Source organism: Planktothrix rubescens CCAP 1459/22 (genome assembly GCA_904830895.1).
In the GTDB taxonomy this organism is placed as follows: domain Bacteria; phylum Cyanobacteriota; class Cyanobacteriia; order Cyanobacteriales; family Microcoleaceae; genus Planktothrix; species Planktothrix agardhii.
Genome location: LR882958.1, coordinates 3420199 through 3432885, shown reverse-complemented (window position 1 = coordinate 3432885; position 12687 = coordinate 3420199). Strand labels below are relative to the sequence as shown.

Below are 12687 nucleotides of genomic sequence, written 5' to 3'. Positions count from 1 at the left end.
ATGTTAAGTTCAATCCCAAAGACTTGACATATAATTAAAAGTATGATTTGAATTATTTTCTATTCAGGTAAAAATGCGAACATCAGAAGATTGGGAATGGTTAGCGGCGAGTTCTGAATATTTAGCTGCGATCGCTGTTCAAGAGTTATTACAGGAGGAAAAATTAATGGAAGCCGGATCTGGGTTAGCGGTTTTAATTGAATCTATGGGAAAATCCAAGAAATTAGCTTTAAAAAGTCAATTAACCCGGTTAATGATGCACGTTATTAAATGGAAATGTCAACCAGAAAAACGGACTTCCAGTTGGGAAACCACGATTATTTCCGCCAGAGATGAAATTGCTGATATTCAGGAAGAAGTTCCCAGTTTAAATCGAAATTACCTGGAATCAATTTGGGAAACTTCTGTTAAAAAAGCCATCAGACAAGCGGAAAGTGAAATGAGCAAAAGATGTCAATTAACGGCCTTATCTTGGCAAGAAGTATTTGAAGACGAATATAGTTTATTTGATTATAATTAAGGAGAAGGGGTTTATGTCAACTCAAATGGATTGGAAAGATCTAGCCATGAGTTCTCATTATCTAGTGGCATTAGAAGTTAAAAACTGTTTAAAACAGGGAGATATTATGGAAGCTACGATAGGTTTAGAGGCATTAATTGAAGCAATGGGACGATCTGATAAACGAGCGTTAAGAAGTCAGTTAATTCGGTTAATGGCTCATGTTATTAAGTGGAAATGTCAACCCCAAAAACGGACTTCTAGTTGGTCAACTACAATTTTATCAGCGCGGAATGAAATTGAAGCAATTCAGGAAGATACACCCAGTTTGAACCGCAATACTATTGATTCAATTTGGGATAAATGTTTTGAAAAAGCGGTTAAAGAAGCGGAAACAGAAATGAATCAAAAATGCTCATTAATATCTTTATCTTGGCAAGAGGTATTTGAGGAAGAATATAGTTTATTTAATTATAATTAACAATCCGTAGGATGCGTAAGCGCAGCGCACGCACCAACTTTTTTATTTATCGTTTCTATTTTCCAGTGTATATTTACAAGTTAAAAAACTAATTTAATCTCAAAAAAAAGACATTTAGCCCTATTTATTATTATTTTTTACAAGCCAAAATAGCAGCTTTTTGTCCTAAACTATCTTTGATTAAAGGTTTCATTTCTGCATTGCCTCCATAATCTACGCTTTCTAATAAGCGACCACTATTAAATTCATAGGTTGTTATGTTAATAATAGCAAACATAAATGTCTGACAATCTACTAACGTAGAATAATAGTGTTTTCTATTTTCTCTTTCATCCTTTATATATTGCAGGTAAACAACAACGCTTCCACCTCTCCCTGAATAACCCCGTATAGAAGCGCTATCAACAAAAAGTTCTTCATTGTTGTTCCCATACCCTATTAATACCCACTCTTGTTGAGTCAATCCAGGAGGAGAGACAACTGTAAAACTAAATAATACACAAACAGATGCTATAATTTTACGAAACATCAGCTTTATCCTTTTTAATCTGGCACAAATAAAGACTCAATCAACTAATATTTTATTGACGACCTGTACAAGCAAAAATAGCTCCACTTTGTAATATAGAATCCTTCCGTAAGAGTTCCATTTTTGCATTGAGTCCATACTCTACACTGTTTAACAAGCGACCACTATTAAGCTCGTAATTTTTTTGGCTCATAATAGCAAACATTGATGTCTCACAGTCCACTAAAAATACAGCATAGATTTTTGTATTTTCTCTTTCATTCCTCATATATTGTAAGTAAAGAACAAGATTTTCCCTTCTATTTCCATTTGCAAAACGTTTTATAGAAGACTTATCAATAAATAATTCTGTACCCTGATTACCACGTTCTATTAACACCCACTCTTGTTGAGTCAATCCAGGAGGAGAGGCAAATATAATACTAAATAGTACCGATAGACAGGTTATGATTTTACGCAACATTAGTTTTTCCCCTTTAGTCTGACTAATTAAATTTGTATTAACAATAAAGCTAAACCGATAGCAAAGGTTGTGACTTTTACCTGCTCAATGATTGACCAAACTCTACTCCGTGTCATGCTGGGTTAAAGTCTTGACTTGGATGTAGTATTTCTAGGTGAATATTGATGAAACAGTAATGATCACTAACCGAAGTAATTAACTCTGTTAATGTATATATACTTACTTTACCCCTGTTGAATTTGTTTTGTCAGTGAGAAAAAGTCATAAAAAAGTCATAAAAAAGTCATAAATTCTGATAACTTATGCTAAAATTAGTCTCAGTCTTAAGTAGAATTTTACAATTCTTGTTTTTTTATATAGAATTTTATACTCTACTTGCAATAATTTTTGACCTATGACTGTTGATGAAGCCCTAACAATTACAGAGATGGTGCTAGATGATCGAGGCTTAAATAAAGTCCAAGAGATTGTTTTTCGCCATGTTTGGGAAGGAAAATCCTATCGAGAAATTTCTACTTTAACTGAATATGATTATGAGTATATTAAGGATGTCGGATCAAAACTTTGGAAGCGACTTTCTGAAGCTTTTGGGGAAAAAGTTAAAAAAGATAATCTCAAGTCAGTTGTGAGGAGATACTTGAAGCGAGAGGAAGTTAATTTATCTGGGAATCGATATCGATTCATTGAGATTAATCTGAGTGGAGCCGAATTAAATGGAGCTAGTTTAAGTATTGCTAATTTAAGTGAAACTCCCCTATTAATTACTAACTTAAATAAATTTTATTCGAGATCAAGTGATTCATCATTAGATCTCGTGTCTGAATCAGAAGTTACTGAATTAGAGGATCTACGCTCAGATTTAGAACATCATCAACAAATTTTCCACAATGGGGATAATAAAATTTACTGTTGGAAAGGTTTGCAATTTTCCTCAGAAGCAGAAGTAAAAATTGCCGTAGCACTCGATCAAACGGGGGTAATATTTTTACCTAAATCCAAGGTAAGATTAACAACTCAAGAGGGGAGAGAAAATCAAGAAACAGACTTTCTAATTTGTGATCGAGGAAAGTGGGGAATTCTTAATATTGAGGATTTAAAATTAGATAATGATCGAAAAAATTGGAATGAACATTTAACTCATATCGATAATTATCATAGCATCTCTGTAGTTAAGTATTATAGCTCGGAGCAATGTATAAAAGAAGCAAATAAAGTAGTGCAAGAGTTTTTAGAAATTTTGAATCAAACTTAAGAGTTATTATGGAAACTGGAAAAGATTGGGAATGGTTGGCGGCGAGTTCGGAATATTTAGCCGCGATCGCAATTCAAGAGTTATTAGAGGAGGAAAAATTTATGGAAGCCGGATCTGGGTTAGCGGTTTTAATTGAATCTATGGGAAAATCCAAGAAATTAGCTTTAAAAAGTCAATTAACCCGGTTAATGATGCACGTTATTAAATGGAAATGTCAACCGGAAAAACGGAGTGGTAGTTGGTCTATTAGTATTCGTTCGGCGCGTCAAGAAATTGCTGATATTCAAGAAGAAGTTCCCAGTTTAAACCAAAATTTTATTGATTCAATTTGGGAACAATGTTTTCAACGAGCGATTAAGGATGCGGAGGATGAAATGGGAAAAAAATGCCCATTAATATCTTTATCTTGGCAAGAGGTATTTGAAGAAAAATACACTTTATTTGATTATTATAATTAAATGTAGTGCGAACGTCCTCGCTCACTGATTTTACCACCCTGCTCTAAATATCCACTTGTCTACAATTAAAAATAGTTGTATAATTAGATTATCTCTTGAGTTGAAAAAACTCACTATTTTTATATAATTTTACCGCCATGATTAAAAGACAACAATTTATCCCTCTATTATTATCAGGAATAACCGGGGCTTTCGTATTAGCCTGTAGTCCCTCTCAACCATCTGGAAATAACCCTGCTTCTAATTCCAATTCCACGACAAATACCGTTGAAAATTCTAAAGGAATTCCAATTGGAGTCGTTCTCGCCCAAACCAGTAACGCCGCCTTATTAGGACAAGAACAGGTGATTGGGGCGAAAATGGCTGAACAATATTTTAATCAACAAGGAGGCGTCAATGGCACTCCAATTAAATTAGCTCTCCAAGATGGGGGAGGCGATGAACAAGGGGCAATTAATGCCTTTAATACCCTAATTACTCAACAGAAAGTTGTGGGCATTTTAGGCCCTTCTTTATCTCAACAAGCCTTCGCCGCTGACCCCATTGCGGAACGGGCAAAAGTTCCGGTTTTAGGCCCTTCTAATACCGCCAAAGGAGTGCCTCAAATTGGTGATTATATTGCCCGGGTTTCTGCCCCCGTTGCCGTTGTCGCCCCGAATGCTGTAAAAGCGGCATTAAAAATCAATCCTGATATTAAAAAAGTCGCGGTTTTCTATGCTCAAAATGATGCTTTTAGTAAATCAGAAACGGAGACTTTTCAGCAAACTATTAAGGATTTAAACCTAGATTTGGTAACGGTTCAAAAATTCCAAACCACCGACACGGATTTTCAAAATCAAGCCACCGCCGGAATTAATTTAAACCCAGATTTAATTATTATTTCGGGACTGGCTGCCGATGGAGGAAATTTAATTAAACAGTTAAGACAATTGGGCTATCAAGGATTAATTATTGGGGGGAATGGTTTAAATACTTCTAATATTTTTTCCGTCTGTCAAAAAGAATGTGATGGGGTAATTATTGCCCAAGCCTATAGTCCTGAAATTGATAATCCAATTAATAAAACCTTTCGGGAAACTTACGCAGCCCAGAATAAAAAAGAACCCCCGCAATTTACCGCCCAAGCCTTCGCCGGAGTTCAAGTATTTGTGGATGCTTTAAAAGCGGTTGACCAGAAAAATAAACTTGATAGTTTATCCTTAGAACAGCTAAGAGAACAATTAAATCAAGCAATTTTATCAGGAAAATATGAAACGGTTTTAGGCAATATTTCTTTTACACCCGAAGGTGAAGTGGTGCAAGAAAAGTTTTATGTTGCCCAAATTAAAATGGATGAAACGGGAAAAAATGGTAAGTTTACCTATTTAAAATAGAAAAAAACGTGATGGTAAATTAGCGTAATGGAAAACAGGGCTGAGTATTAAATCCTGAGTTATTATTAACTTCAATGGAACAGGAATACTCTAGTTTTCCGCCCTGGTTTCCTCTATTTCCTGAAATTTCATTCCCCTGACCGCCCAAACTGGCTTTCGCCAGAATATTCCCAGAAACTTGATTATTAATAATTTTAACCTGATTCATTCTATATGGTTGATTATTCGTATCTGCCATAACAAAAATATCAGAACCTAAAATTTGATTATTTTCAATAGTTGCATGATTAATTTCTTGAACTTTATAGAGTCCAATATAAGCATTTCCTTGATTATTTTTAATCATAACATTTTTAACCGTTGTTCCCCCACAACATTCCTGCATTAAAATCCCTTCTCCATCCACACTTAAATATTTTGTATCCCCAATTTTATGTCGATAAACTTGATAGTTATTACCCTCAATTAAAACATTCCATCCTGAAAAATCAATTCCTCTATTTTCTAAGGTAACTGCCCCCGTTGCTTCTCTAGTACCCGTGGGGTCTGTCCACCATTGTTTATTTGCTTGGTCTTGAATATCATTATTTTGGATAATTAAACCATCTCCCGCCGCATGAATTCCTACTCGCATGGTATGGTAAACCCAATTATCTCGAATCACAATGCCTTTTCTAAATAGTCCGGGTTCGTTAGTGGGATTTCCAGCTAATTTAAACCCGCCTTGTTTCCCACCTCTATTAACAACAATTCCATAATGATTGCTATAATTAAAGGGGACTTTACTACCATCTTGATAGGTTAAAATTGTCTTTTTATCTTTGGACTGTAACTGATATCCAGGTTGTTCATAATTATCAGTAATATTATCATTAATTCGATTATTCGCCACTAAAATATTTTCATATCCGGTAAGTTCAATATTAGAAGCAAAGCGATGACTATAGCGTTGCCAAGGGTTCTGAAATTCCAGTTTAGGTACTTGAGGGTCGGGTTTTGCTACGTTATTACTACGAACTCCAAAAATTATAATATTACTACTTTTACTGTTATCTAAATCTCCGATTATATTAATTGAAGCCCGATTAATATCTAGGTTAATAATCCCAATATTACTATCTTGGTTGGGTGTCAGGGTTTGAATACTTTTGAAAGCGGTTTCATTCGGGGTTCCGTCTCCTGAAAGTTGGGGTTCATATTTAGGAAAAACTAATTTTGAGGGGGGATTATAATTATTAGCTTTTGCGGATTTAATAGCAGGAGTTTCTCCTCGAATAACCACACCGGATTTTAGTTTTATGCTATCATTAAAAATATAGGTTCCCGATGGAAAATAAACCACTCCTCCACCATGATTAAAGGCTGCATCTCGCGCAGCATTGAACTGTTCTACTAAATTTGAACCGGAGAAATCTTTAATATTATAAACACAATTCCACTGGATTTTATTCGCCCAAGGATAGGTATTATTACCATAAAAAGTTAAGATTACATTATCTGTTTCTCCGCCCTTAGAACTCCCACAGTCAGCCAAACTAATCGGGGATTCTGTTGTAGGAGTATTGGATAAAAATAGAGTTGTAAAGGCATAACCAGCTACGGTTAAACCCGTGACAATTAGAGTTCCCAGGAAAAAGATAATAAACCGTTTAATTCGTTGTTGACTCAGCATAAATTTACACTATTAATTTTTGACTAAATCTTCTATATCCTGAATAGATGTGGGTAAACTTTGGGTTAAAATTTCTGTTCCCGTTTCCGTGACTAAGACATCATCTTCTATTCTAATGCCTCGAACATCGGCAAACTGTTCTAAACGTTCCCAATTAACAATATTTTGATATTGTTCTCGATTTTTAGGATCATTTAAAATAGCCGGAACTTGATAAAAACCGGGTTCTATTGTTACTAACATCCTGGGTTTTAAGGGACGATTTAACCGCAGAAAACACCAGCCAAACCGTTGACTTCTCACTCGTCCGTGTTCATATCCAGCTAAATCCCCCAAATCTTCCATGTCATGCACATCTAAGCCTAATAAATGCCCGATTCCATGGGGGAAAAATAAGGCGTGGGCATCCTGTTCGACTAAATCCTCTGGATTTCCTTTTAATATTCCTAAATCGACTAATCCTTCAGCAATTATTATTGCTGCAATTCGATGAATCTCTTGATATTCTATCCCAGGTTTGATAGAATTAATACAGCTATCATGAGCCTTTAAAACCACTTGATAAATATCTCGTTGCGTCGGGGAAAATCTTCCCGAAACTGGCCAAGTTCGGGTAATATCCGCCGCCCATCCTAGCACCGTTTCCGCCCCCACATCAGCTAATAGTAAATCCCCAGATTGTAAGCGATTATGATAGTGTTGATTATGTAAAACTTCTCCCTGTATCGTCACAATACTATTATAGGAACAGGTCATATTATGACTAATAATTACCGATTCCATTGCCCCACGAATTTCTGCTTCTAATTGGGCTGTTTTTGTTGCTTTCATCCCCCTTTTATGGGCTTGAATACTAACTTCTGCGGCTTGGCGCAACTCCTGTAATGCCTGACCATCATGGGTTAGACGCAAATAAATAATTGCCTGGGTTAATTCTAAATCAATTCCTTCGGGCTCTTTTGCTGATCTTAAAGGACAATTCAATAATTGACGCTGTTCGTTGGCGGTAATCGGATTTTGTACCAGAATAGTTGCCGCATCTTCAAGATGAACAGATAATTCTGATAAGGGATAGGAAAAATCCGCACCGATCATTTCTGCAATCTGATTTCTTGGGGGGATTTCGATATGCCAAAGGGCGCTACCTTCGGGGGAATCATCCATAAATAATTCTAAGCCACCTTCATACAAACGAATCGCTGCATTTTTTAAGGGAAATCCAGCAAAATAAAGAAAATGACTACTAGCACGAAAGGGATAAATATTAGCAGGAAAATTGCGGGAAGATTCACGACCCGACCACAAAATTGCCGGAAAATCAATTAAATAGCCGAGTTTTTGGCGCCGTTGGCGGAGGGTATCAATCAGGAATTGGGAAGAATTAAATAACATAATTTAATCGAAATTTGGGTAATTTTAATTTAAGTGATGCTAGTGTTAGTATCATCTTTATCTAAAGTATAGGGTGTAAATCCTGAACAGCCCACCCTGAATTTTAGAAAAAAATAGGTTAGAATCAAACAGCACAAATTGAGGAGGATGATACCGCCTCAAACTGAAACCAACAAGAACAAGATCATGACATCTTTTAAACCGAACTCCCATAACTCTATTCAAGGGGTTAATTGGCCGATTTCTCAACTTCCGGGGTTGAATTCGGACAATCAAACCCGATTAAACAATTATGGCATTAAAACCACCAATCAACTGTTAAAACAAGGCAAAACTCCCGCCGAAAAAATGATTTTAGCCAATTTGCTCCAGATTAATATTAGAGATATTAACAAATGGATTGCCATGGCGGACTTAGCGAGGATTCCTGGGGTTGGTTGTGAATATTGTGGACTTTTGCTTCATGCGGGAGTGAGTTCAGTTCACCATTTAACTAAGTTATCCGTCCATCGTTTACATCAACAAATCCTCCGTTTTTATGTGGTTAATTTACAGCGTCGAGATTTATGTCCGTCCGTTGATCAAATTCAACAATGGGTGCAACAAGCTAGATTTTTATAACGTTTTTTTATTCTTTTGCTAATACTCCATTCAGGAAAATATCAGCCAATCCTTCCGCCATTTCTTTCATTTCTTGGGGGGAAGCATTGGGTTCTAGGAGGGTATTATAACTAAATCCTGCAATTGCAAACATTCCTAGAAATACTTGGGCAACAATTTTAGGATTCATCGGACGATATACTCCTTTTTGGATTGCTGTTTCAAAAAAAGCCTCGGTTACATCAATCATTTTATTAATAATTTCTGATTGAAGGCGATCGCGTAATTCAGGATGCACTTGAGCTTCTAAAAAACAAATTCTCATCATATCTGCATTTTCATGGAGATTTATCATCCGTCGATATAACAATTGTGCCATGGATTTATAGTTACTAATAGAACTCAATTCTGTTAGTAAATCCGTTAAAATTTCCGCCCATCCCTGAATCACAATGGCAATCAAAATCGCTTTTTTATTAGCAAAATGTCGAAACAAAGTAGCTTCGGCGACCCCGGCGGCTGTCGCTAAATCACGAGTAGTGGTACTATCATAGCCTTTGCGGGCAAATAACCCCCGGGCTGCCAGTAGAATCTGGTTTTCTAATTCCAATGCTGTAGGGGAATGGAGATGCGACATAACCTTTTTATCTTATGTGGCTCTGGTTTGAGCCTATCATTCGTTGGGGAAGACCGAGCGGAAACGATATAACTCTTAATGCTTTGATATTTTTACGGTTAAAATTCTGATTTTGTGATATTTTAAGATAGATTAGACCTTAGTTGCTTCTCGAATTTTTGTCAAGTTATACCGCTAAAAACCTATGTTTTGGGATTATTTTTTCCGAGGGAAACAAAGAACTCACAAACTATCCTTACTGGGGAAACGTTTGTCCGTTGCGCTGTTAAGTCTATGTTTATTCTGGGTAATGGGATTTCAAGCTGTTTGGGCCGATGAAATTGCCCCTTCAGATTCTTCAATTCAACCGTATTTAAAACGAGTGAAGCGAGAAATTACAGAATTTACCCTCGATAATGGCATGAGATTTATTGTTTTAGAAAGACATCGATCTCCGGTTATTTCTTTTTTAATTTATGCCGATGTTGGAGGAGCTAATGAACCCGATGGACAAACGGGAGTCGCCCATTATTTAGAACATTTAGCCTTTAAAGGAACCCAACATATTGGCACAACCAATTATCAAGCTGAACAACCTCTTTTAGAAAAGCAAGATCAAATTTTTGAACAAATTAAACAAGCTAAAGCTGAAGGAAATCAGGAAAAACTAAAACAATTAATCATTGATTTAGAAACAGTAAGTCGCGAAGCTGATCAATATGTCAAGCAAAATGAGTTTGGTAGAATTTTAGAACAAGCTGGAGGTGTGGGACTGAATGCAACAACCTCCGCCGATGCTACCTCTTATTTTTATAGCCTTCCTGCTAACAAATTAGAACTATGGATGTCCTTAGAATCCGAGCGATTTTTAGAACCCGTATTTCGAGAATTTTATAAAGAAAAACAAGTCATTTTAGAAGAGCGTCGCTTGCGGACAGAAAATTCTCCCATTGGTCAAATGATCGAGGCATTTTCCGCCACAGCATTCAAAGCACATCCCTACCGTCGTCCGGTGATTGGTTATGTACAAGACTTAGAAAATTTGACTCGTGAAAATGTTCAAAATTTCTTTGAAACCTACTATGTTCCTAATAATTTAACCGTAGCAATTGTCGGGGATGTTGACCCCACCGAAGTCAAACGTTTAGCAGAAATTTATTTTGGTCGTTATCCCGCCAGACCGAAACCCCCTGAATTAAATATTGTTGAACCGCCTCAAACCGAAACCAGGGAAGTGACTTTAACCTTAAAAACTCAACCTTGGTATTTAGAAGGTTATCCCAGTCCGGCGGCAAATCATCCTGATTCTGTGATTTATGATATGATTTCTAGTCTTCTGAGTGATGGTCGAACTTCTCGTTTGTATAAGTCCTTAGTTGAAGAACAACAAATTGCTTTAACTGCTCAAGGATCAAGTGGATATCCTGGTAATAAATACGCCAATTTAATGTTATTTTATGCTATGCCAGCACCCGGTCATACCGTGGATGAAGTGGCGGTATCCCTACGCAAAGAAATTGAACGACTGAAAACAGAATTGGTGTCTGAAACCGAATTAGATCGGGTGAAAACTCAAGCTAAAGCCAGTTTGTTAAGATCCTTAGATTCTAATATGGGCATGGCATTTGCTTTAGTTGGATATGAAGTCAAAACCGGATCTTGGATAAACTTATTTGAGGAATTAGAAAAAATTGATGCCATTACTCCCCAAGATATTCAACGGGTGGCTCAAGAGGTATTTCTTCCGCAAAAACGCACCATTGGCCGCCTATTATCCGACGAATAAACTTTAAATTCACCTGATTTTATCCTGACTCATTCTATTCTGATTAACCTTTCGATTCACTATGTTGACTTTGAAAACCCTAAACTTGAAAAAATCCATACTTTTTTGGATTGGATTGTTGCTAACGACCTTCTTTTTTACTGCTTTTAGCCATATTCCGGCGATCGCTTCCACGCCCAAACATTACACCGATTTAACTTTTCCTCCCTTACCCACCCTTAAACTTCCTGATTATGAACGCTATCAATTAGACAATGGAATCATAGTTTATTTAGTCGAAGATCATGAACTTCCCTTAGTTGGAGGAAGTGCGTTATTTCGCACCGGAGATCGATTTGAACCTGCGGATAAAGTTGGTTTAGCAAGTATTACCGCAGAGGTGATGCGGAATGGGGGAACTCGTCAAAATTCTGGCGATGAATTGAATCAATTATTAGAACAAAAAGCCGCCTCCGTTGAAGTCGGGATTTCTACAACTTCTGGTAGTGCTGGATTTTCAGGATTAACAGAAGATTTAGACTTAGTGTTTGGATTGTTTACGGATGTCATTCGTAATCCTCTGTTTCCTCAAGATCAATTAGACTTAGCAAAAACTCAAGCAAAAGGCGGAATTGCGCGTCGGAATGATAACCCCGGAGACATTGCTTCTCGGGAGTTTGTTAAGCTGATTTATGGTGTAGATAGTCCCTACGCCCGCATCACAGAATATTCCACCTTGAAAAATATCAGCCGCGAGAGTTTAGTTGATTTTTATGAAAAATATTTTCATCCTGAAACTATGATTTTGGGAATTGTGGGGGATTTTGATCGAGCAAAAATCAAGGCTTTAATTGATGAAAAATTAGGAACTTGGAAACCGAGTCAAAAGGCGGTTATTCCTCCCCTTCCTGCGGTTTCTCAAGCTAATTTGGGCGGTATTTTCTTTGTTGATCAGCCACAACTAAATCAAAGTTATGTGGAAATGGGTCATTTAGGCGGGTTATTAAATGATCCCAATTATCCCAAATTGGCGGTTATGAATGGGGTGTTAAATGGGTTCGGTGGACGGTTATTTAATAATCTGCGATCGCGCCAAGGTTTAGCCTATTCTGTTTATGGCTATTGGGGTGCAAGTTATGATTATCCAGGGGTTTTTAATGCTGGAGGACAAACTCGTTCTGAAACAACAGTTCCATTAATTCAAGGGTTAAAAAATGAAATTGAACGGTTAAAAAAAGAACCCATTAAGTCGGAAGAATTAACCTATGCAAAGGAATCTACCTTAAATTCTTTTATCTTTAAGTTTGAAGATCCGGCTCAAACTTTATCCCGTTTAATGCAGTATGAATATTATGGTTATCCCAAGGATTTTATCTTTGATTATCAACGTCAAGTTCAAGCAACAACCATCGAAGATGTTCAACGAGTCGCTCAACAATATCTTAATTTCGACAAGTTAGTAATCTTAGTTGTCGGAAATAAAGCTTTGATTAATCCGGCTTTAAGTAGTTTAGATAATCAATCAAAAGTCACCACAATTGATGTGACGATTCCTGGGAGTTAATGTTAAGGTGAGGAAATGATTTA

At 36.7% G+C, this 12687-nt stretch carries 13 protein-coding genes; 8 read left to right on the top strand and 5 right to left on the bottom strand.

Annotated features, from left to right (window positions below; all coding sequences use genetic code 11):
- The first annotated feature begins 73 nt into the window (after positions 1-73).
- The gene (locus NMG86_RS16050) at positions 74-520 is read left to right on the top strand and encodes a DUF29 domain-containing protein (protein WP_026798055.1); all 447 of its coding nucleotides are present in this window, start codon (positions 74-76) and stop codon (positions 518-520) included.
- Between the two features lie 13 nt (positions 521-533).
- Positions 534-980 (top strand): DUF29 domain-containing protein, encoded by a 447-nt coding sequence (locus tag NMG86_RS16045; RefSeq protein WP_026798054.1) that lies wholly within the window; start codon positions 534-536, stop codon positions 978-980.
- A 130-nt stretch (positions 981-1110) separates the two neighbouring features.
- Here NMG86_RS16045 and NMG86_RS16040 read toward each other — a convergent pair whose 3' ends face one another.
- The gene (locus NMG86_RS16040) at positions 1111-1509 is read right to left on the bottom strand and encodes a surface-adhesin E family protein (RefSeq protein ID WP_026798053.1); all 399 of its coding nucleotides are present in this window, start codon (positions 1507-1509) and stop codon (positions 1111-1113) included.
- Positions 1510-1561: 52 nt separating this feature from the next.
- Positions 1562-1972: a surface-adhesin E family protein gene (locus NMG86_RS16035; protein ID WP_026798052.1), complete on the bottom strand. Its 411-nt coding sequence runs from the start codon at positions 1970-1972 to the stop codon at positions 1562-1564.
- A 394-nt stretch (positions 1973-2366) separates the two neighbouring features.
- On the opposite strand from NMG86_RS16035, the gene NMG86_RS16030 reads away from it, so the two are divergent.
- The 3 genes from NMG86_RS16030 (at position 2367) to NMG86_RS16020 (ending at position 5055) form a co-directional block, all read left to right on the top strand.
- On the top strand, positions 2367-3224 hold the full coding sequence (locus tag NMG86_RS16030; protein WP_026798051.1) for a helix-turn-helix domain-containing protein: 858 nt from the start codon (positions 2367-2369) through the stop codon (positions 3222-3224).
- A gap of 8 nt (positions 3225-3232) precedes the next feature.
- Positions 3233-3682 carry a DUF29 domain-containing protein gene (locus NMG86_RS16025; RefSeq protein WP_026798050.1) on the top strand — a complete coding sequence of 150 codons (450 nt, stop codon included), beginning with the start codon at positions 3233-3235 and terminating at the stop codon, positions 3680-3682.
- A 137-nt stretch (positions 3683-3819) separates the two neighbouring features.
- Positions 3820-5055, top strand: a complete 1236-nt coding sequence (locus NMG86_RS16020) for an ABC transporter substrate-binding protein (protein ID WP_026798049.1) — start codon at positions 3820-3822, stop codon at positions 5053-5055.
- 19 nt (positions 5056-5074) lie between these two features.
- Here NMG86_RS16020 and NMG86_RS16015 read toward each other — a convergent pair whose 3' ends face one another.
- Positions 5075-6727, bottom strand: coding sequence for a glycosyl hydrolase family 28-related protein (locus tag NMG86_RS16015; protein ID WP_052338751.1), 1653 nt, complete (start codon positions 6725-6727; stop codon positions 5075-5077).
- Between the two features lie 12 nt (positions 6728-6739).
- Positions 6740-8122: an aminopeptidase P N-terminal domain-containing protein gene (locus tag NMG86_RS16010; protein ID WP_026798048.1), complete on the bottom strand. Its 1383-nt coding sequence runs from the start codon at positions 8120-8122 to the stop codon at positions 6740-6742.
- Positions 8123-8305: 183 nt separating this feature from the next.
- Here NMG86_RS16010 and NMG86_RS16005 point away from each other — a divergent pair, with 183 nt between their 5' ends.
- Entirely contained in the window at positions 8306-8740 is a 435-nt protein-coding gene (locus tag NMG86_RS16005; protein ID WP_026786127.1) for a DUF4332 domain-containing protein, read from the top strand.
- 7 nt (positions 8741-8747) lie between these two features.
- Here the strand turns inward: NMG86_RS16005 and NMG86_RS16000 are convergent, their stop codons facing one another.
- Entirely contained in the window at positions 8748-9356 is a 609-nt protein-coding gene (locus tag NMG86_RS16000) for a TetR/AcrR family transcriptional regulator (protein ID WP_043936916.1), read from the bottom strand.
- A gap of 289 nt (positions 9357-9645) precedes the next feature.
- Here NMG86_RS16000 and NMG86_RS15995 point away from each other — a divergent pair, with 289 nt between their 5' ends.
- Together NMG86_RS15995 and NMG86_RS15990 are read left to right on the top strand one after the other, a co-directional pair.
- Positions 9646-11121, top strand: coding sequence for a M16 family metallopeptidase (locus NMG86_RS15995; protein WP_036843571.1), 1476 nt, complete (start codon positions 9646-9648; stop codon positions 11119-11121).
- Positions 11122-11182: 61 nt separating this feature from the next.
- Positions 11183-12664, top strand: coding sequence for a M16 family metallopeptidase (locus tag NMG86_RS15990; RefSeq protein ID WP_026798047.1), 1482 nt, complete (start codon positions 11183-11185; stop codon positions 12662-12664).
- Positions 12665-12687: the final 23 nt, after the last annotated feature.

What these genes read in the sequence shown, in the direction of transcription:
- NMG86_RS15995 (WP_036843571.1), top strand. Translation starts at nt 9,646, where the DNA reads ATGGGATTTCAAGCTGTTTGGGCCGATGAAATTGCCCCTTCAGATTCT.
- NMG86_RS16005 (WP_026786127.1), top strand. Translation starts at nt 8,306, where the DNA reads ATGACATCTTTTAAACCGAACTCCCATAACTCTATTCAAGGGGTTAAT.
- NMG86_RS16030 (WP_026798051.1), top strand. Translation starts at nt 2,367, where the DNA reads ATGACTGTTGATGAAGCCCTAACAATTACAGAGATGGTGCTAGATGAT.
- NMG86_RS16045 (WP_026798054.1), top strand. Translation starts at nt 534, where the DNA reads ATGTCAACTCAAATGGATTGGAAAGATCTAGCCATGAGTTCTCATTAT.
- NMG86_RS16040 (WP_026798053.1), bottom strand. Translation starts at nt 1,509, where the DNA reads ATGTTTCGTAAAATTATAGCATCTGTTTGTGTATTATTTAGTTTTACA.
- NMG86_RS16025 (WP_026798050.1), top strand. Translation starts at nt 3,233, where the DNA reads ATGGAAACTGGAAAAGATTGGGAATGGTTGGCGGCGAGTTCGGAATAT.
- NMG86_RS16020 (WP_026798049.1), top strand. Translation starts at nt 3,820, where the DNA reads ATGATTAAAAGACAACAATTTATCCCTCTATTATTATCAGGAATAACC.
- NMG86_RS16015 (WP_052338751.1), bottom strand. Translation starts at nt 6,727, where the DNA reads ATGCTGAGTCAACAACGAATTAAACGGTTTATTATCTTTTTCCTGGGA.
- NMG86_RS16035 (WP_026798052.1), bottom strand. Translation starts at nt 1,972, where the DNA reads ATGTTGCGTAAAATCATAACCTGTCTATCGGTACTATTTAGTATTATA.
- NMG86_RS16050 (WP_026798055.1), top strand. Translation starts at nt 74, where the DNA reads ATGCGAACATCAGAAGATTGGGAATGGTTAGCGGCGAGTTCTGAATAT.
- NMG86_RS15990 (WP_026798047.1), top strand. Translation starts at nt 11,183, where the DNA reads ATGTTGACTTTGAAAACCCTAAACTTGAAAAAATCCATACTTTTTTGG.
- NMG86_RS16000 (WP_043936916.1), bottom strand. Translation starts at nt 9,356, where the DNA reads ATGTCGCATCTCCATTCCCCTACAGCATTGGAATTAGAAAACCAGATT.